We start from the raw sequence: 17,318 nt of genomic DNA on the forward strand, positions 1-17,318 counted from the left end.
AAATGGAAAAGCTAATACCAAGACAGGATGAAATATTGAAAGAGCTTGATGAAAAAGGACACGTTCTCGTTCAGGATCTGTGTGAAAAACTCAATGTTTCCTCAGTTACGATCCGAAAGGATTTGAACTATCTTGAAAGTCTGGGGCTTCTTTTCAGAAATCATGGAGGGGCAAGTAAGCAGGTAAGATATGCTTATGAAAAAAATGTAGTGGAGAAAGAAAGTATCAATGTGGACGCAAAGCAGGCGATTGCCAGAGCTGCTCTACCATTGATTCAAGAGAACGACTGTATTATATTGGCGTCTGGAACGACGATGCATTATCTGGCCAGGATGTTAATGAGCTTTGGTTCACTTACAGTATTGACATCTTCACTCAGGGTAGCAATCGAACTTTGTAATAATCCTAATATTAATGTGATCCAGTTAGGTGGTGAGGTGAGAAAAAGTTCTACTTCTATCGTTGGATCTATTTCAGAAGCAATTCTTAAGCAGTTTTCCTGTAATAAACTTTTTCTTGGGGTAGATGGAATTGATCTGGAGTTTGGGATCAGTACTTCTAATGCTGCAGAAGCGCATCTTAATCAGGTGATGATTGAATGTGCAGATAAAACAGTAGTTCTTGCAGATTCTTCCAAATTGAACAAGAAAGGTTTCGGTAAAATAGCTTCGTTGGATGAAGTGGATTATTTGATTACCGATGAAGGTATCGGTAAGGAAGATAGGTCTGCATTGGAGGAAAGAGGAGTTACAGTTATTGTAAAATAGGCTGTATTTAACCTATTCAATTATTTCAATTTAAAACAGAGACAGTCTGATTTCAGAAAGTCTCTGTTTTAAATTGAAAATGAGGTAATTTATACCTTCCAGAAAAATCTTTCTTTGCTTTTTCTTTCCGCTCCAAGCTGTGAGTAGAACTTAATGGCTCTTGTATTAAAGTTTGGGGTTTGCCATTGAATTACCGAGCAGCCTTCTTCTTTTGAAAAAACTCTTATTAATTCCATAATTTGCTTTCCCGTTCCTTTTCCTCTTGCGCTATCCTTGAGGAATAAGCAATCAACATAAATATAATAACCGACATCCCAAGTTGAAAACTGTTTGAAAAAAGTTGCATATCCTATTATTTCAGTATCGGATTCAGCAATGAGACATTTTATATTTGAATCCGGATTGAGAATATGCTTAGAGAGTAATTTTTTCTTGTTTTCTTCTTTAAAGGAACTCCTTTCGTAGTGGGCATGAGCTTTACATAGTTCAATAATTGAGGTAAGGTCTTTTTCCTCAGCAAATCTTATTTTCATATTGCTTATTAGTGATTTAACATGCACATACAAATGTAGATCCTTGGGTGGGATTTGTTCCTTCCGTGGCATAGCCGTCAAACTTCCACCATTCAATTCCTCCCATTAATTCAATGACCTTAAATCCTAATTGAGTCATTTTTAAAGCTCCTTTTGTAGAGGCATTACAGCCGATACCGTCACAATAGCAAACGTATATTTTCGATTTGTCAAGATGTTGGGTTTTCTGTTCTGTCATTTCCCGATGAGGAAGATTGATTGCGGATGGAATATGTTCTTTGTTGTAGCCGATTGGTTTTCGGGTATCAACTGCTATATAATCTGTACTATTTTGAAACATATCATATAAATCTGAAGGGTCCATTTCGTACGATAATTTTTTTTGATAGAATTCAATTTGTTCTTGCATAATTTTAGAATGTTTATAATGCAAAGCTATGCTCGGACATCTTTTTTTTTCAAGATTTAAATTGAATGCTCTGCAGTTGTAAATGAAATATTTTCAGACATTATTTTTTTGTTATATTGTTAACTTTGCACGATGGAAATCAAGTTTTTAAAACTTATTAAAACAATTGCGGAAGAAGGAAGTATTGCTGGTTCTTCTGAAAAACTATTTTTGACACAATCTGCCTTAAGTCATCAGCTTAAGGATCTAGAAATTCAGCTTGGTTTTAAAGTATTCTACAGAACACGGAACAAATGGGAGTTAACTGAAGAGGGGAATGTGCTCTATAAAACTGCGTGTACGGTAATGGATAGTATTGGGAGCGGTCTGAATGCAATTCAGCAAATAAGGTCAGGAGCGGCAGGTACAATAAAAATCAGCACAGAATGCTACTCATTCTATCAAGGGTTGCCGCTATTTATTCAAAAAATGAAAGTACTGTATCCTGGAATTGATGTAGATCTGGTGTTGGAAGCAACTCATAAGCCTGTTGTAAAAATTATATCGAATGAAATAGATATTGCTGTTGTTACCTCAAAGCCTTCTGGTAATAAAGAATTGGTAAGTGTTGAAATTTTTGACGATGAAATTTTTGCCGTCATGCATCAGGAAAATATTTTGAATGATTCGGAATACTTGATTGCTGATGATTTCCTGCAAGCCCATCTAATTATTCATTCTTTTCCTTTAAAAACAGTTTCTGTTTACGAAGAATTTCTAAATCCGAACGGGATATTGCCACTGAAGATTTCTGCAGTTCCCTTAACGGAAGTCACTTTGGAAATGGTACAGGCTAACATAGGGATTACCTGTATGCCGAAATGGGCATTGAAGTCTTTCAAATTATCTGATGAACTGAAGTTTAAAAAAATTGGAGTTAACGGTTTGAAAAGAAAACACTATCTGATCGTAAGGAAATCTGACATTGGAAAAAAGTATGTTAATGACTTTCTTTTGAACTTCAAAGAGTATTTTCAAAATTTCGGATAGTTTTTTGTCTGAGATCGCTAAATGATTAAAAATCAAAATATTTTACTCAAAATATTTGTCAGTTATAAAATAATTCATAAATTTGCACACTCATTTTAGGAGCGTAGTATGCCTATATCAAAAGTAGAAATTACTTCAGACTTCCGAAAAATGGTGATAAATAAAGGATAAATTTTATTATAATATAAACAATGTCAGGTATTATTGGTAAAAAAATCGGTATGACATCTTTGTTTAACGAAGAAGGGAAAAACATTCCTTGTACAGTTATTCAAGCTGGTCCATGCTCGATTTTACAGGTCAGAACCTTAGAAAAAGACGGTTATACAGCTGTTCAATTAGGTTTCGATGACAAGAGTGAGAAGAACGTTGGTAAAGCGTTAGCAGGTCATTTTAAAAAGGCTGGTTCTGCTCCTAAAGCTAAATTAGTAGAATTCCATGATGGATTTACTGAAGCAAAAGTAGGAGAGGTAGTAAGTGTTGATCTATTCATCGAAGGTGAATATGTAGATGTAACAGGAACTTCAAAAGGTAAAGGCTTCCAGGGTGTTGTTAAAAGACACGGATTTGGAGGTGTAATGCAGGCAACTCATGGTCAGCACAACAGACTTAGAGCTCCAGGTTCTATCGGTGCTGGTTCAGACCCTTCAAGAGTATTCAAAGGGATGAGAATGGCTGGAAGAATGGGAGGTGAGCAGGTAACTGTTCAAAACCTTCAAGTGTTAAAAGTTGATCAAGAACAAAATCTTTTAGTAGTAAAAGGTGCTGTTCCGGGAGCTAAAAATTCTTATGTAATTATCAGAAAATGGAACTAGTAGTATTAAATACATCAGGAAAAGAGACCGGAAGAAAAGTAACTCTAGACGAAACAGTATTCGGAATTGAGCCAAATCAGCACGCGGTTTACTTAGAAGTTAAACAGTATCTTGCTGCACAAAGACAGGGTACTCATAAAGCGAAAGAAAGAAGCGAAATTACTGCTTCTACTAAGAAGCTTAAGAAGCAAAAAGGATCTGGATCTGCTAGATACGGGGATATCAAATCTCCAACTTTCAGAGGTGGAGGTAGAGTATTCGGACCAAAACCAAGAGACTACAGATTCAAATTGAACAAAGCTCTTAAGAGATTAGCTAAAAAATCTGTTTTATCTCAGAAAATGAGAGACAACAGCATTAAAGTTTTAGAAGATGTGAGCTTTGCTGCTCCTAAGACTAAAGATTTCATCAATGTATTAAATGCATTGGAACTTAACGGTAAAAAATCTTTATTCGTTCTTCCTGAAGCTAACAAGAATGTGTATTTATCTTCAAGAAACTTGCCTAAAACTAAAGTAATGAACTTCAACGAGATCAGTTCTTACGATTTAGTAAATGCAGGTGAGATTATTTTCTTCGAAGGTGCAGTTGAAAAATTCCAGGAAAATTTAAAGAAATAAGTCATGTCTATTATTATTAAACCAGTTATTTCAGAAAAGGCTAATTACCTTACAGATTTAAGAGGTTCTTATTCTTTCTTAGTTGATCCTAAGGCGAATAAAATCCAGATTAAAAAAGCTGTTGAAGCAGCTTACGGTGTAAAAGTAGCAGACGTTAACACAATGATTTATGCTCCGAAGGTTTCTTCAAAGTACACTAAAAAAGGTCTTCAAGTAGGAAAGACAAACAAATTGAAAAAAGCGGTAATCAAACTTGCTGAAGGTGAGGTTATCGATATTTTTGCTGTAAATTAATTATTAATTATAAATAATAGTAATGTCTGTTAGAAAATTAAAACCTATCACCCCGGGACAGAGATTCAGAATTGTAAACAATTTTGAGGAAATTACTACCAACAAACCAGAGAAGTCTCTAACAGTTGGTATTAAAAAGTCAGGTGGACGTAACCAAACAGGTAAAATGACCATGCGTTACACCGGAGGTGGACACAAAAAGAAATACAGAATTATTGACTTCAAAAGAAACAAAGCAAACGTTGAAGCAACTGTAAAATCTGTAGAATACGATCCAAACAGAACTGCATTTATCGCTTTATTAGAGTACGCAGACGGAGAGAAGAGATATATCATCGCTCCAAACGGTATCAAAGTTGATCAGAAAGTAATTTCTGGAGAAAGCGTAGAGCCAAATGTAGGAAACGCAATGAAGTTGAAAAACATTCCTTTAGGTACTGTTATTTCTTGTGTTGAAATGAAGCCTGGTCAAGGTGCCATTTTAGCAAGAAGTGCTGGTTCTTCAGCTCAATTGACTTCAAGAGACGGAAAATACGCAATCATCAAATTGCCTTCAGGAGAATCAAGAATGATCCTTACTGAATGTTATGCAATGATTGGATCTGTTTCTAACTCTGACCACCAGTTAACTGTATCAGGTAAGGCTGGTAGAAGCAGATGGTTAGGTAGAAGACCAAGAACTAGAGCAGTTGTAATGAACCCGGTTGATCACCCAATGGGAGGTGGTGAAGGACGTTCTTCTGGAGGTCACCCGAGATCTAGAAACGGTATGCCGTCTAAAGGTTACAAAACTAGAAAGAAAAACAAAGTGTCTAACCGTTACATCGTATCTAAAAGAAAATAATTATGGCAAGATCACTTAAAAAAGGACCGTTCATTCATCATACTTTAGATAAGAAGGTTCAGGCAAATATAGAAGCTAACAAGAAAACTGTTATCAAAACTTGGTCTAGAGCATCAATGATCTCTCCAGACTTCGTAGGACAAACTATTGCAGTACACAACGGGAAATCTTTTATCCCAGTTTATGTTACAGAAAACATGGTTGGTCACAAGCTAGGCGAATTTTCTCCAACAAGATCTTTCAGAGGTCATGGTGGTAACAAAAACAAAGGAAGCAGATAATCATGGGATCAAGAAAAAGAGAAAGTGCATTAGCACGTAAATTGACAAACCAAGACGTAGTAAAAGCAATACACAATGATTGCCCGTCTTCTCCAAGAAAAATGAGATTAGTAGCTGATATCATTAGAGGAGAGCAGGTAGACAAAGCTTTATACATTCTAAAATATTCTAAAAAAGACGCATCTAACAAGTTAGAAAAAGTATTGCTTTCTGCAATGGCTAACTGGCAAACTAAAAACGAAGGTGCTGATATTGAAGAAGCAAATCTTATCGTTAAAGAAATTTTTGTAGACAGTGCTAGACAATTGAAGAGACTAAGACCAGCTCCACAAGGTAGAGGGTACAGAATCAGAAAAAGATCAAACCACATTACATTAATCTTAGGTAAAAAAGAAAATTAATCAAGGTATGGGACAGAAGACAAATCCAATTGGTAATAGATTAGGTATCATCAGAGGATGGGATTCTAACTGGTTTGGTGGAAACGATTATGGAGACAGAATCGCTGAAGACTACAAAATCAGAAGATACCTTGAGGCTAGATTATCTAAAGGTGGTATTTCAAAAATTTATATCGAAAGAACACTTAAATTAGTAACAGTTACAATCACTACTGCTAGACCGGGACTTATCATCGGTAAAGGAGGTCAGGAAGTTGATAAATTGAAAGAAGAATTGAAGAAACTTACAGGTAAGGATATTCAAATCAACATCTTCGAAATCAAAAGACCTGAATTAGACGCTGTATTAGTTGCTGATAGTATTTCTAAGCAAATTGAAAACAGAATTTCTTACAGAAGAGCTGTTAAAATGGCAATGGCAAGTACTATGAGAATGGGTGCTGAAGGTATCAAAGTTCAAATCTCTGGTAGATTGAACGGAGCTGAAATGGCAAGATCAGAATCTTTCAAAGAAGGAAGAATTCCATTGTCAACTTTCAGAGCTGATATTGATTACCACTGGGCAGAAGCTCACACTACTTACGGTAGACTAGGTGTAAAAGTTTGGATCATGAAAGGTGAAGTTTACGGTAAAAGAGAACTTTCTCCACTAGTGGGACAACAGAAAAAAGGAGGTCAGTCAGACAGAGGAAACAGAGGAGGAGACAGAGACAACAGAAGACCTAGAAAAAACAACAACAATAACAATAATAATTAAAATTTTAGATTAGAAATTTTGAATTTTAAATTACCGTTACTTTTTTAAAATTAAAAAAAATCTAAAATCTAAAATCTAAAATCTAAAATTTAGAAATTATGTTACAACCAAAAAGAACCAAATTCCGTAGAGTTCACAAGATGAAGATGAAGGGGAATGCCCAAAGAGGTAGTCAACTTGCTTACGGAACTTTTGGGATCAAAGCAACGGAAGGAGCTTGGATCACTGCAAGACAGATTGAAGCAGCTCGTATCGCTGCGACAAGATATATGAAGAGAGAAGGTCAACTATGGATCAAAATCTTCCCAGATAAGCCAATTACTAAGAAACCAGCGGAAGTACGTATGGGTAAAGGTAAGGGTGCTGTTGAATATTGGGTAGCTGTAGTAAAACCAGGTAAAATTATGTTCGAAATCGGAGGTGTACCTTACGATATCGCTAAGGAAGCTTTAAGACTTGCTGCGCAAAAATTACCAGTAGTTACTAAATTCATCGTTGCTAACGATTTTGTTAAACCTCTATAATCTTTGAATACAATGAAAAATGCTGATATTAAAAATTTAAGCGCGGGTGATATTCAAGCTCAATTAACTGAAGCAAAAGCTCAATATTCTAAATTGAAATTAGCTCATGCAATCAGCCCAATTGAAAACCCGATTCAAATCAGAGATTTGAGAAAAACAATCGCAAGACTAAACACTGAGTTAACTAACAAACAATAATTTCATTTTACAATGGATAGAAATTTAAGAAAAGAAAGAATCGGAGTGGTTTCCAGCAATAAAATGGAAAAAACTATTGTTGTTAGTGAAACTACAAGAGTAAAGCACCCGATGTACGGTAAATTCGTTTTGAAAACGAAAAAATATACTGCACACGACGAGAACAACGAATGCACAGAAGGTGATACAGTTTTGATCCAAGAAACTAGACCTTTGAGCAAGAGCAAGAGATGGAGATTAGTAAGAATCATTGAAAAAGCTAAGTAATAATGTTACAAACAGAATCAAGATTAAAAGTTGCTGATAACACAGGTGCTAAAGAAGTACTAGTTATTAGAGTTCTGGGAGGAACCAGAAGAAGATATGCTTCAGTTGGTGATAAAATCGTTGTTACTATCAAGGATTCTACACCATCAGGAAACGCTAAAAAAGGTCAGGTATCTAAAGCTGTAGTAGTAAGAACTAAAAAAGCAGTAAGAAGAAAAGATGGTTCATACATCAAATTCGACGACAATGCTTGTGTATTACTAAACGCAGCGGGAGAAATGAGAGGAACGCGTGTTTTCGGACCCGTTGCTCGTGAGTTGAGAGACAAAGAATATATGAAAATCATTTCATTAGCTCCTGAAGTACTTTAATTTTAAAAATTTTTAAAAGAAATGTCAAAGTTAAAAATAAAAAGAGGAGATAACGTAATCATTACTACTGGTAAGAAAGATATCAAAGGTAAGACTGGTGAAGTTATTGAAGTGATCAAGAAAGAAGGAAAAGACCCTAGAGTAATCGTTGCAGGACTTAACATCGTTAAAAAACACGTTAAGCCTTCAGCTTCAAATCCTCAAGGAGGAATTACTGAAAAGGAAGCTTCTATTCATATCTCAAACGTAGCTTTAGTTGGTAAAGACGGAAAAGCTATCAAAATCGGTTACAAAATCGAAGGAGATAAGAAAGTGAGAGTTAACAAAAAAACGGGTGAAACTTTATAATTTGAATTAACATGGAATTTATAGCAAGACCCAAAAAAATATACAAAGAGCAAATTGTTCCTGCAATGATGGAAGAATTTGGGTACAAGTCAATCATGCAAGTACCTAGATTGGAGAAAATTGTTGTATCACAAGGTTTAGGAGACGCTACTGCAGATAAGAAAATTATCGATTATGCTGTAGAAGAACTTACAAACATCACAGGTCAGAAAGCAGTAGGTACAATCTCTAAGAAAGATGAAGCTGCATTCAAACTAAGAAAAGGAATGCCTGTAGGTGCAAAAGTAACTTTAAGAGCTCACAGAATGTATGAGTTTTTAGACAGACTTACTGCTTCAGCTTTACCACGTATCAGAGATTTCTCTGGAATCAAAGCTGATGGTTTCGATGGTAGAGGTAACTACAACTTAGGTATTACTGAGCAGATTATCTTCCCTGAAATCGTAATTGACAAAGTGAAAAAAATCCAAGGGATGGACATCACTTTCGTTACTACTGCGAAAACAGATAAAGAAGCTAAAGCATTACTAACTCACTTCGGTTTACCATTTAAAAAGAATTAAGAAATGGCTAAAGAATCAATGAAAGCGCGTGAGCGCAAAAGAGAAGCACTAGTTGCTAAATACGCTGCTAAAAGACAAGCTCTTAAAGAAGCTGGTGATTACGAAGGACTTCAAAAATTACCAAAAAATGCTTCTCCTGTAAGATTACACAACAGATGTAAACTAACAGGTAGACCAAGAGGATATATGAGAACGTTCGGTATTTCTAGAGTAACTTTCAGAGAAATGGCAAACAACGGTCTTATCCCAGGTGTAAGAAAAGCTAGTTGGTAATAATTACTAATTAAAAATCGGGACAATTAAGTTGTCGAGATACTAAAGAACAATAATATCAGACTGAAGTTTTCTGAAGTCTGATATTTTTCTCTTCAAGTCTTTTCAATACTGATTGTTCTTTAACCAATAATTTATAAAAGAAAAATGGTAACAGATCCAATTTCAGATTTCCTAACAAGAGTAAGGAACGCACAAAGCGCAGGCCACAAAGTGGTGGAAATTCCTGCATCGAAAATCAAAAAGGAGATTACTAAGATCCTATTTGATCAAGGGTATATCTTAAACTTCAAGTTTGAAGATAACGCTGTTCAAGGAGTGATCAAAATCGCTTTAAAGTACGATAAGCAAACTAACAAACCTGCTATTAAGTCTATTCAAAGAGCTTCTAGACCAGGTTTGAGACAGTACAAAGGTTCTACTGAACTTCCAAGAGTACTAAACGGTTTGGGTATTTCTATCATCTCTACTTCTAAAGGAGTAATGACTGACAAGAAAGCTAGAGAAGAGAAAGTAGGCGGTGAAGTAATCTGCTATGTTTATTAATTTTTAATCAGAGGAAAATGTCAAGAATTGGTAAAGCAATTATAACAATTCCAGCTGGAGTTACAATCACTGAAAACAACGGTGTAGTAACTGTAAAAGGAGCGAAAGGAGAACTTTCTCAGGAGCTTACGGCAGGAATTACTATAGAACAAAAAGATGGTGAACTGAATGTAAACAGACCATCTGATTCTAAACAACACAAAGCGCTTCACGGTTTATACAGAGCGTTAATCAACAACATGATTGTTGGTGTAAATACAGGTTTCGAAAAGAAACTAGAACTAGTAGGGGTAGGATACAGAGCTTCACACGCAGGTCAAAAACTTGAGTTAGCTTTAGGATTCTCTCACGGTATCGTATTAGAACTTCCAGGTGAAGTAAAAGTTGATACATTGACTGAAAAAGGTAAAAACCCAATTATTACTTTAACGTCTCACGACAACCAACTTCTAGGAATGGTAGCTGCAAAGATCCGTTCTTTCAGAAAGCCTGAGCCATACAAAGGAAAAGGTGTAAGATTCGTAGGAGAAATTGTTAGACGTAAAGCTGGTAAATCTGCTTAATAAATTATAAGTATTATGGCATTAAGTAAATTAGAAAAAAGAATAAGAATCAAAAGAAGAGTAAGAGGGAAAATCTCTGGATCTTCTGAATTGCCAAGATTATCTGTATACAAAAGTAATAAGGAAATTTACGCTCAGTTAATCGACGATAAAAATGGTAAAACTTTAGCATCAGCTTCTTCTAGAGAAAAAGGTGTAGACGCTAAAGGTACTAAGACTGAAGTTTCTGCTGCTGTTGGTAAAGCTATCGCTGCTAAAGCTATCGCTGCAGGAATCGAAAGTATTGTATTTGACAGAAACGGTTTCGTATATCACGGTAGAGTAAAAGCTCTAGCTGATGGTGCGAGAGAAGGTGGACTTAAATTCTAATCATTAAATTTCGGAAAATATGTTAGGACTAGATAATATAGAAAGAGTAAAACCGGGAGGATTAGAATTAAAAGATCGTCTCGTAGCTGTTAACAGAGTAACAAAAGTAACTAAAGGAGGTAGAGCTTTCGGATTTTCTGCTATTGTTGTAGTAGGTAATGAAGAAGGTATTATCGGTTTCGGTTTAGGAAAATCTAAAGAGGTTGCTTCTGCAATTGCTAAAGCAGTTGAAGACGCTAAGAAAAACCTTGTGAAAGTTCCTGTAATGAACCATACTATTCCTCACCAAACTACTGCTAGATACGGTGGTGCAGATATCTTCTTAAGACCTGCTTCTCACGGTACAGGACTTATCGCCGGTGGTGCGGTAAGAGCGGTATTGGAATCTGCTGGTATTCACGATATCCTTTCAAAATCTAAAGGATCTTCTAACCCTCACAACGTGGTGAAAGCTACTTTCAAAGCGTTATTGGATATCAGAAGACCTGAAGAGATCGCTAGAATGAGAGGAGTTTCTCTAAGTAAAGTGTTTAACGGTTAATAATTAAAACAATGGCAACAATTAAAGTAAAGCAAGTAAGAAGCGCTATTGGTAGAACAAAAACCCAAAAGAGAACGCTTGAAGCATTAGGATTAAAAAAACTTCACCAAGTGGTAGAACACGAAGCTACTCCTTCTATCTTAGGAATGATAGCTGCTGTAGGTCACTTACTAGAAGTTCAAAAATAATTTTATAAAAGAGAAATTAAAATGAATTTAAATAATATACAACCTGCTGCAGGATCTACTTTCAACTCAAAAAGAATTGGTAGAGGTCAAGGTAGTGGAAAAGGAGGTACTTCAACAAAAGGACACAAAGGTCAGAAAGCTAGAGCTGGTTATTCTCAGAAAATCGGTTTCGAAGGTGGACAGATGCCTTTACAAAGAAGATTACCTAAATTCGGTTTCAAAAACGTAAATAGAAAAGAGTTTAGAGGAGTTAACCTTGATACTATTCAAACTTTAATCGAGAACAAATCCATCACTGGAGATATCACGAAAGAAGTTTTAGTAGCAAACGGGATAGTTTCTAAAAACGAATTAGTGAAAATTATGGGTAGAGGAGAATTGAAATCTGCGGTTTCAATCTCTGCTGACAAATTCACTAAATCTGCTGAAGAGCTTATTGCTAAGGCAGGTGGAAAAGCAATTACCTTATAATACTTACTAATGAAAGAATTTATACAAACACTTAAAAATATATGGAGCCTAAAGGAGTTAAGAGACAAAATTCTCTTTACGTTAGGTATTATCCTTGTGTATAGATTCGCATCTTATATCTCACTTCCGGCAATTAACCTTGCAGAGGTGGGAGATCTCTTAGAGCATTATAAAAATCAAGGCGGTAACAAGCAAGGAGCAGGTCTCCTTGGCTTGCTTTCGTCGTTTACGGGGGGAGCTTTCAGCCACGCTTCCGTAATGGCGTTGGGTATCATGCCTTATATTTCTGCTTCTATTATTGTTCAGTTGATGGGAATGGCTATTCCTTATCTTCAGAAGCTTCAGAAAGATGGAGAGTCAGGTAGAAATACATTGAACCAAATTACAAGATGGTTAACAATTGGAGTTTGTCTGGTACAGGCACCTTCTTATTTAACTTCTATTACTCAATTATTCTTACCGTATGCTCAGTTCCAATCTGCATATTTTGTAGAGCCAAATTCTATCATGTTCTGGTTGCCAAGTATTGTAATCCTGGTTGCTGGTTCAGTATTCGCAATGTGGTTAGGTGAAAAGATTACCGACAAAGGAATCGGAAATGGTATTTCCATCCTTATTATGGTTGGGATCCTTTCAAGATTACCTGAAGCATTCGTACAGGAGATGGCCGTGCAGAACGGAAAAGGAGGAATGGGATCTATCATGATCCTTATTGAAGTATTATTCTGGATGGTAGTTGTTCTTCTGGCCGTGATTTTATCTGTGGCTGTTAGAAAAATTCCAATTCAGTATGTAAGCAGAGCTCAAGCAAGAGGAGGTGTAAACAAGAATCTTATGCAGGGCGCAAGACAATGGATTCCATTGAAAGTAAATGCTGCTGGTGTAATGCCGATTATCTTTGCTCAGGCATTGATGTTCGTACCAGGATTATTAACAAAATTCGATGAGTCTAACACTTTTCTTGCAGGTTTCAAGAATGTTTTTAGCTGGCAGTACAATGTATTGTTTGCGCTATTAATTATTATCTTCTCGTTTTTCTATACTGCAATTACAATTCCGGTAAACCAGATGGCTGATGATTTGAAGAGAAATGGAGGTTTAGTACCGAAAGTAAGACCAGGGAAAGAGACAGCAGATTACTTAGATGATATTTTATCAAAAATTACCTTGCCAGGTGCAATTTTTTTATCTATCTTTGCAGTCCTTCCAGCAATTGTGCATGGAAGCTTTGTTCAGACAGATGCGTTTGCCCTATTTTTCGGGGGAACGTCACTATTAATTATGGTAGGTGTAATTTTAGATACTGTTCAACAGATTAATACATATCTGCTGAATCATCATTATGATGGCTTAATGCAGTCTAAACTGTCTAGAACGACTGGATATTAATTTATGGCAAAACAAAAACATATTGAACAAGACGGCGTTATAACGGAAGCACTTTCGAACGCTCAGTTCCGTGTAGAACTTGAAAATGGGCATATTCTTATTGCTCATATTTCCGGTAAAATGCGAATGCACTATATTAAACTTTTACCTGGTGATAAGGTAAAACTAGAAATGTCTCCCTATGATTTAACAAAAGGGAGGATCACATTTAGATATTAAAACAATTAGCCAAATGGAATACACTTTCCATTTGGCATTTGTAAAAAATAAATACTATCAAAATGAAAGTAAGAGCATCAATTAAAAAAAGAAGCGCTGATTGCAAAATCGTACGCAGAAAAGGTGTACTGTTCGTAATCAACAAGAAGAACCCAAAATTTAAACAAAGACAAGGCTAACATTAAATTATGGCGAGAATTGCAGGTATTGATTTACCAAAAAACAAAAGAGGTGTTATCGGTTTAACTTACATCTATGGAGTAGGAAGAAGTACTTCTTCTGAAATCCTTAAAGCTGCCGGTATCAGCGAAGACAAGAAAGTCAACGAATGGAATGACGATGAATTGGCTGCAATCAGAACATATATCTCTGAAAACGTTAAAGTAGAAGGAGAGTTAAGATCTGAAGTGCAATTGAACATCAAGAGATTGATGGACATAGGATGCCAACGAGGAATACGTCACAGACTAGGATTACCTTTAAGAGGCCAGAGAACGAAAAACAACTCTAGAACCCGTAAAGGAAAGAGAAAAACAGTTGCTAACAAGAAAAAGGCAAGTAAATAATCGTTAGGAATTATGGCAAAACAAAGTAAAGTAGTTAAAAAAAGAAAAGTAAAAGTTGAAGCTATTGGTGAAGCACATATTCAAGCTTCTTTCAATAACATCATCATTTCTTTAACAAATAAAAGTGGAGAGGTTATCTCTTGGGCATCTGCCGGTAAAATGGGATTCAGAGGTTCTAAAAAGAACACTCCTTTTGCTGCTCAAATGGCAGCTGAAAATTGCTCTGCTGTAGCTCATGAAGCTGGATTAAGAAGAGTAAAGGTGTTTGTGAAAGGTCCAGGTGCAGGTAGAGAATCTGCTATCAGATCTATTCACAATTCAGGAATTGAAGTTAGCGAAATCATTGATGTGACTCCAATGCCACACAATGGATGTAGACCACCAAAAAGAAGAAGAGTTTAATTTTTAGAATTTACCCATTATGGCAAGATATATTGGACCTAAAACTAAGATTGCTAGAAAGTTTGGTGCTGCAATCTACGGAGATGATAAAAACTTCGAAAAAAGAAAGAACCAACCGCCAGGACAACATGGTCCTAACAAAAGAAGAGGTGCTAAAAAATCAGAATATGCAGTTCAGTTAGCTGAAAAACAAAAAGCTAAATATACTTACGGTATTTTAGAAAGACAGTTTGCTAACTTATTTGAAAAAGCACACAGAAGCAAAGGTGTAACAGGTGAAGTTCTATTACAACTTTGTGAATCAAGATTGGATAACGTAGTTTTCAGATTAGGTTTTGCTAAAACTAGATCTGGAGCTAGACAATTAGTTTCTCACAGACACATCACTGTGAACGGAGAAATTCTTAATATCCCTTCTTACTTGGTAAAAGCTGGTGATGTAATCGCTGTAAGAGAAAAGTCTAAGTCTCTTGATGTTGTTACCAATGCATTGGCTTCTAAGTCAAACTATGAGTGGTTACAATTCAACGATGAGAAGAAAGAAGGTACCTTCATTTCTGCTCCTGAAAGAATCCAGATTCCGGAAGACATCAAGGAGAACCTTATCGTGGAACTTTACTCTAAATAATTTTTTAATCAAATTTTTGCTCAACCCAATAATATGGCAATTTTACAATTCATAAAACCCGATAAAGTAATTTTACTTAACTCTGATGAATTTAAAGGTCAATTCGAATTCAGACCTTTAGAACCAGGTTTCGGGCTTACAATCGGTAATGCTTTGAGAAGAGTGTTGCTTTCTTCTCTGGAAGGATACGCTATTTCATCTATCAAAATAGAAGGTGTAGAGCACGAATTTTCAACTATTCCAGGAGTAATCGAAGACGTTACCGAAATTATTCTTAACCTTAAGCAGGTAAGATTAAAAGCTGCAGCAGAAGGCCAGGCTAACGAGCAGGTTGTTGCTAAAGTTTCAGGTCAAACGGTTATTACTGCTGGTGATTTAGGTAAGTCTATCAATGGATTTGAGGTTTTAAACCCGGATCTAGTGATTTGCAACCTAAACAGTGATGTAACTTTCGAAATTACTTTCAATATTGAAAAAGGTAGAGGGTATGTGCCTTCTGAACAAAATAAGTCAAACAATGCTCCTGTAGGAACTATTGCTATCGACTCTATTTTTACGCCGATCAAGAAAGTACAATATAGCATTGAAAATTATCGTGTAGAGCAAAAAACAGACTACGAAAAACTTGTATTAGATATAGAAACTGACGGGTCTATCAGCCCTCAGAATGCTTTAACTGAAGCTTCTAAGATATTAATTTATCACTTCATGCTATTCTCTGATGAGAGAATCACGCTTGAAACTGAAGCTGTAAAAGCATCTATCCAGTACGATGAAGAAACTCTTCACACAAGACAACTTCTTAAGTCTAAATTAGCAGATATGGATCTTTCTGTAAGAGCCCTTAACTGTCTAAAAGCAGCTGAAGTAGAAACTCTTGGAGAATTGGTTTCTTACAGTAAGTCTGATTTGATGAAATTCAGAAATTTTGGTAAAAAATCTTTGACAGAACTAGAAGAATTAGTGCATTCAAAAGGTCTTAACTTCGGTTTCGACGTTGCAAAATATAAGTTAGACGCTGATAAATAATTAATAATGAGACACGGTAAAAAATTCAATCACTTAGGAAGAACAGCTTCTCACAGAAGTGCTTTACTTTCTAATATGGCTTGTTCTCTAATTGAGCATAAAAGAATCAACACTACTGTAGCTAAAGCGAAAGCTTTAAGAGTATATGTTGAGCCTCTATTAACAAAAGCAAAAGAAGATACTACACACAACAGAAGAGTAGTATTCTCTTACCTTCAAAATAAATTTGCGGTTGCTGAATTATTCAGAACTGTAGCTCCTAAAATCGCTGAAAGAAACGGTGGTTATACAAGAATCATCAAGACAGGATTCAGACCAGGTGATGCTGCTGATACTGCTCTTATCGAATTAGTAGATTTCAATGAGCTTTACAACCCTAATGCTGAAGAGAAAAAAGCTACAAGAAGAAGCAGAAGATCAACTGCTGCACCTAAAAAAGCTGAAGCTGTAGTAGCTGAAGCACCTGCAGTAGAAGAGAAAGTAGAAGAAGCTAAAGCTGACACTACTGAAGAAAAAACTGAAGAATAATATTCATTCAGATATATAAAAAAACCATCCGGAATCCGGATGGTTTTTTTATTTCCTTTAATATACTTACAAAATAAAATGTCCCTCAATATTGAAGGACATTGCTATTTTAGATCTTTGTTCTTTTCAACTCAATAATATTATTACCTTGTTCAAGGTGAAGGCTGTCTCCTTTTACCCTTGCGGTCATATCATCTTTCTTGTAAATCGTTTCATCACCTTTGGATTCTGTCTTAGGTAATGTAAAAGTTTTCTTGTTGCTGGTAATAGCTACTGTACTCTCTTTTGGATCGTTTTTGAATACAACTTTCACTAAGGTTCCGTCTGTAGCTTTATAAACAAAATCTGTTTTTTCAATTTTCTGACCGTTTACATCTACCGTTGAAGAACTTTGTGTTACCGAATCTATTTTTCCGTTGTTGTCTGTAACTACAGTTTCCGAACTGTCTGTTTTGATAACGCTTTTATTTCCGCTCTCATTTTTTTTACAGCCGATAACTGTTAATGCAAGTACAGCACCGAGTGCTAAAAGACTTTTTTTCATGATTATATTATTTGATATTCAATTGATTTTTATATTTTAAT

33 protein-coding genes are annotated in these 17,318 nt (G+C 35.7%); 30 read left to right on the forward strand and 3 right to left on the reverse strand.

What is annotated here, in order from left to right; translation table 11 throughout:
- Positions 1 to 2 precede the first annotated feature (2 nt).
- Positions 3 to 767 carry a DeoR/GlpR family DNA-binding transcription regulator gene (locus tag LC457_RS02935; RefSeq protein ID WP_223598542.1) on the forward strand — a complete coding sequence of 255 codons (765 nt, stop codon included), beginning with the start codon at positions 3 to 5 and terminating at the stop codon, positions 765 to 767.
- An 89-nt stretch (positions 768 to 856) separates the two neighbouring features.
- Here the strand turns inward: LC457_RS02935 and LC457_RS02940 are convergent, their stop codons facing one another.
- Together LC457_RS02940 and LC457_RS02945 are read right to left on the reverse strand one after the other, a co-directional pair.
- Positions 857 to 1,300 carry a GNAT family N-acetyltransferase gene (locus tag LC457_RS02940; RefSeq protein WP_223598543.1) on the reverse strand — a complete coding sequence of 148 codons (444 nt, stop codon included), beginning with the start codon at positions 1,298 to 1,300 and terminating at the stop codon, positions 857 to 859.
- A gap of 16 nt (positions 1,301 to 1,316) precedes the next feature.
- Positions 1,317 to 1,709, reverse strand: a complete 393-nt coding sequence (locus LC457_RS02945) for a rhodanese-like domain-containing protein (protein WP_223598544.1) — start codon at positions 1,707 to 1,709, stop codon at positions 1,317 to 1,319.
- 132 nt (positions 1,710 to 1,841) lie between these two features.
- On the opposite strand from LC457_RS02945, the gene LC457_RS02950 reads away from it, so the two are divergent.
- From LC457_RS02950 to rplQ, 29 genes are all read left to right on the forward strand, one after another.
- Positions 1,842 to 2,738: a LysR family transcriptional regulator gene (locus tag LC457_RS02950; protein WP_223598545.1), complete on the forward strand. Its 897-nt coding sequence runs from the start codon at positions 1,842 to 1,844 to the stop codon at positions 2,736 to 2,738.
- A gap of 191 nt (positions 2,739 to 2,929) precedes the next feature.
- Positions 2,930 to 3,553 (forward strand): 50S ribosomal protein L3, encoded by a 624-nt coding sequence (gene rplC, locus LC457_RS02955; RefSeq protein ID WP_047422405.1) that lies wholly within the window; start codon positions 2,930 to 2,932, stop codon positions 3,551 to 3,553.
- Positions 3,544 to 4,173 carry a 50S ribosomal protein L4 gene (gene rplD, locus LC457_RS02960; protein ID WP_047422406.1) on the forward strand — a complete coding sequence of 210 codons (630 nt, stop codon included), beginning with the start codon at positions 3,544 to 3,546 and terminating at the stop codon, positions 4,171 to 4,173. The genes rplC and rplD overlap by 10 nt, the downstream gene beginning before the upstream one ends.
- A 3-nt stretch (positions 4,174 to 4,176) precedes the next feature.
- Positions 4,177 to 4,467 carry a 50S ribosomal protein L23 gene (rplW, locus tag LC457_RS02965; RefSeq protein ID WP_047376571.1) on the forward strand — a complete coding sequence of 97 codons (291 nt, stop codon included), beginning with the start codon at positions 4,177 to 4,179 and terminating at the stop codon, positions 4,465 to 4,467.
- Positions 4,468 to 4,489: 22 nt separating this feature from the next.
- Positions 4,490 to 5,311: a 50S ribosomal protein L2 gene (gene rplB, locus LC457_RS02970; RefSeq protein ID WP_123909155.1), complete on the forward strand. Its 822-nt coding sequence runs from the start codon at positions 4,490 to 4,492 to the stop codon at positions 5,309 to 5,311.
- A gap of 2 nt (positions 5,312 to 5,313) precedes the next feature.
- Positions 5,314 to 5,592 (forward strand): 30S ribosomal protein S19, encoded by a 279-nt coding sequence (rpsS, locus tag LC457_RS02975; RefSeq protein ID WP_034678015.1) that lies wholly within the window; start codon positions 5,314 to 5,316, stop codon positions 5,590 to 5,592.
- Between the two features lie 2 nt (positions 5,593 to 5,594).
- Positions 5,595 to 5,993: a 50S ribosomal protein L22 gene (rplV, locus tag LC457_RS02980; protein ID WP_034694674.1), complete on the forward strand. Its 399-nt coding sequence runs from the start codon at positions 5,595 to 5,597 to the stop codon at positions 5,991 to 5,993.
- A 7-nt stretch (positions 5,994 to 6,000) separates the two neighbouring features.
- Positions 6,001 to 6,750 (forward strand): 30S ribosomal protein S3, encoded by a 750-nt coding sequence (rpsC, locus tag LC457_RS02985; RefSeq protein ID WP_034694675.1) that lies wholly within the window; start codon positions 6,001 to 6,003, stop codon positions 6,748 to 6,750.
- A gap of 98 nt (positions 6,751 to 6,848) precedes the next feature.
- The gene (rplP, locus tag LC457_RS02990) at positions 6,849 to 7,274 is read left to right on the forward strand and encodes a 50S ribosomal protein L16 (protein WP_029297776.1); all 426 of its coding nucleotides are present in this window, start codon (positions 6,849 to 6,851) and stop codon (positions 7,272 to 7,274) included.
- Positions 7,275 to 7,286: 12 nt separating this feature from the next.
- Entirely contained in the window at positions 7,287 to 7,472 is a 186-nt protein-coding gene (rpmC, locus tag LC457_RS02995; RefSeq protein WP_034694678.1) for a 50S ribosomal protein L29, read from the forward strand.
- Between the two features lie 12 nt (positions 7,473 to 7,484).
- Complete coding sequence (gene rpsQ, locus LC457_RS03000; protein WP_027371715.1) at positions 7,485 to 7,739, forward strand: 30S ribosomal protein S17; 255 nt, start codon at positions 7,485 to 7,487, stop codon at positions 7,737 to 7,739.
- A 2-nt stretch (positions 7,740 to 7,741) separates the two neighbouring features.
- Positions 7,742 to 8,110 carry a 50S ribosomal protein L14 gene (gene rplN / locus LC457_RS03005; RefSeq protein ID WP_002983226.1) on the forward strand — a complete coding sequence of 123 codons (369 nt, stop codon included), beginning with the start codon at positions 7,742 to 7,744 and terminating at the stop codon, positions 8,108 to 8,110.
- Positions 8,111 to 8,131: 21 nt separating this feature from the next.
- A complete protein-coding gene (gene rplX, locus LC457_RS03010; RefSeq protein WP_047376572.1) occupies positions 8,132 to 8,458 on the forward strand; it encodes a 50S ribosomal protein L24 in 327 nt (108 codons plus the stop codon).
- An 11-nt stretch (positions 8,459 to 8,469) separates the two neighbouring features.
- A complete protein-coding gene (gene rplE / locus LC457_RS03015) occupies positions 8,470 to 9,021 on the forward strand; it encodes a 50S ribosomal protein L5 (RefSeq protein WP_105683336.1) in 552 nt (183 codons plus the stop codon).
- Positions 9,022 to 9,024: 3 nt separating this feature from the next.
- On the forward strand, positions 9,025 to 9,294 hold the full coding sequence (gene rpsN, locus LC457_RS03020; protein WP_002983233.1) for a 30S ribosomal protein S14: 270 nt from the start codon (positions 9,025 to 9,027) through the stop codon (positions 9,292 to 9,294).
- Positions 9,295 to 9,441: 147 nt separating this feature from the next.
- Positions 9,442 to 9,840, forward strand: coding sequence for a 30S ribosomal protein S8 (gene rpsH, locus LC457_RS03025; RefSeq protein ID WP_047376575.1), 399 nt, complete (start codon positions 9,442 to 9,444; stop codon positions 9,838 to 9,840).
- Between the two features lie 17 nt (positions 9,841 to 9,857).
- The gene (rplF, locus tag LC457_RS03030) at positions 9,858 to 10,403 is read left to right on the forward strand and encodes a 50S ribosomal protein L6 (protein ID WP_047422409.1); all 546 of its coding nucleotides are present in this window, start codon (positions 9,858 to 9,860) and stop codon (positions 10,401 to 10,403) included.
- A 15-nt stretch (positions 10,404 to 10,418) separates the two neighbouring features.
- Positions 10,419 to 10,772, forward strand: a complete 354-nt coding sequence (rplR, locus tag LC457_RS03035) for a 50S ribosomal protein L18 (RefSeq protein WP_034694689.1) — start codon at positions 10,419 to 10,421, stop codon at positions 10,770 to 10,772.
- Positions 10,773 to 10,791: 19 nt separating this feature from the next.
- A complete protein-coding gene (rpsE, locus tag LC457_RS03040; RefSeq protein WP_045491132.1) occupies positions 10,792 to 11,313 on the forward strand; it encodes a 30S ribosomal protein S5 in 522 nt (173 codons plus the stop codon).
- Between the two features lie 11 nt (positions 11,314 to 11,324).
- Positions 11,325 to 11,501, forward strand: coding sequence for a 50S ribosomal protein L30 (gene rpmD, locus LC457_RS03045; protein WP_027371710.1), 177 nt, complete (start codon positions 11,325 to 11,327; stop codon positions 11,499 to 11,501).
- A gap of 21 nt (positions 11,502 to 11,522) precedes the next feature.
- Positions 11,523 to 11,972 carry a 50S ribosomal protein L15 gene (gene rplO, locus LC457_RS03050; RefSeq protein ID WP_034694692.1) on the forward strand — a complete coding sequence of 150 codons (450 nt, stop codon included), beginning with the start codon at positions 11,523 to 11,525 and terminating at the stop codon, positions 11,970 to 11,972.
- Positions 11,973 to 11,981: 9 nt separating this feature from the next.
- Positions 11,982 to 13,361 carry a preprotein translocase subunit SecY gene (secY, locus tag LC457_RS03055; RefSeq protein WP_047376580.1) on the forward strand — a complete coding sequence of 460 codons (1,380 nt, stop codon included), beginning with the start codon at positions 11,982 to 11,984 and terminating at the stop codon, positions 13,359 to 13,361.
- A 3-nt stretch (positions 13,362 to 13,364) separates the two neighbouring features.
- The gene (infA, locus tag LC457_RS03060) at positions 13,365 to 13,580 is read left to right on the forward strand and encodes a translation initiation factor IF-1 (RefSeq protein WP_034684855.1); all 216 of its coding nucleotides are present in this window, start codon (positions 13,365 to 13,367) and stop codon (positions 13,578 to 13,580) included.
- 62 nt (positions 13,581 to 13,642) lie between these two features.
- Positions 13,643 to 13,759 (forward strand): 50S ribosomal protein L36, encoded by a 117-nt coding sequence (gene rpmJ / locus LC457_RS03065; protein WP_007839480.1) that lies wholly within the window; start codon positions 13,643 to 13,645, stop codon positions 13,757 to 13,759.
- A 9-nt stretch (positions 13,760 to 13,768) separates the two neighbouring features.
- The gene (gene rpsM, locus LC457_RS03070; protein ID WP_002983260.1) at positions 13,769 to 14,146 is read left to right on the forward strand and encodes a 30S ribosomal protein S13; all 378 of its coding nucleotides are present in this window, start codon (positions 13,769 to 13,771) and stop codon (positions 14,144 to 14,146) included.
- Positions 14,147 to 14,158: 12 nt separating this feature from the next.
- On the forward strand, positions 14,159 to 14,548 hold the full coding sequence (gene rpsK / locus LC457_RS03075) for a 30S ribosomal protein S11 (RefSeq protein WP_047376581.1): 390 nt from the start codon (positions 14,159 to 14,161) through the stop codon (positions 14,546 to 14,548).
- A gap of 19 nt (positions 14,549 to 14,567) precedes the next feature.
- Complete coding sequence (rpsD, locus tag LC457_RS03080) at positions 14,568 to 15,176, forward strand: 30S ribosomal protein S4 (protein ID WP_223598546.1); 609 nt, start codon at positions 14,568 to 14,570, stop codon at positions 15,174 to 15,176.
- Between the two features lie 33 nt (positions 15,177 to 15,209).
- A complete protein-coding gene (locus LC457_RS03085; RefSeq protein ID WP_047376582.1) occupies positions 15,210 to 16,205 on the forward strand; it encodes a DNA-directed RNA polymerase subunit alpha in 996 nt (331 codons plus the stop codon).
- Positions 16,206 to 16,211: 6 nt separating this feature from the next.
- Entirely contained in the window at positions 16,212 to 16,733 is a 522-nt protein-coding gene (gene rplQ, locus LC457_RS03090; protein ID WP_027371704.1) for a 50S ribosomal protein L17, read from the forward strand.
- Between the two features lie 109 nt (positions 16,734 to 16,842).
- Here the strand turns inward: rplQ and LC457_RS03095 are convergent, their stop codons facing one another.
- Entirely contained in the window at positions 16,843 to 17,277 is a 435-nt protein-coding gene (locus LC457_RS03095; protein ID WP_223598547.1) for a hypothetical protein, read from the reverse strand.
- Positions 17,278 to 17,318 lie beyond the last annotated feature (41 nt).

Source organism: Chryseobacterium sp. GVT01B (assembly GCF_019970045.1).
Taxonomy (GTDB): domain Bacteria; phylum Bacteroidota; class Bacteroidia; order Flavobacteriales; family Weeksellaceae; genus Chryseobacterium.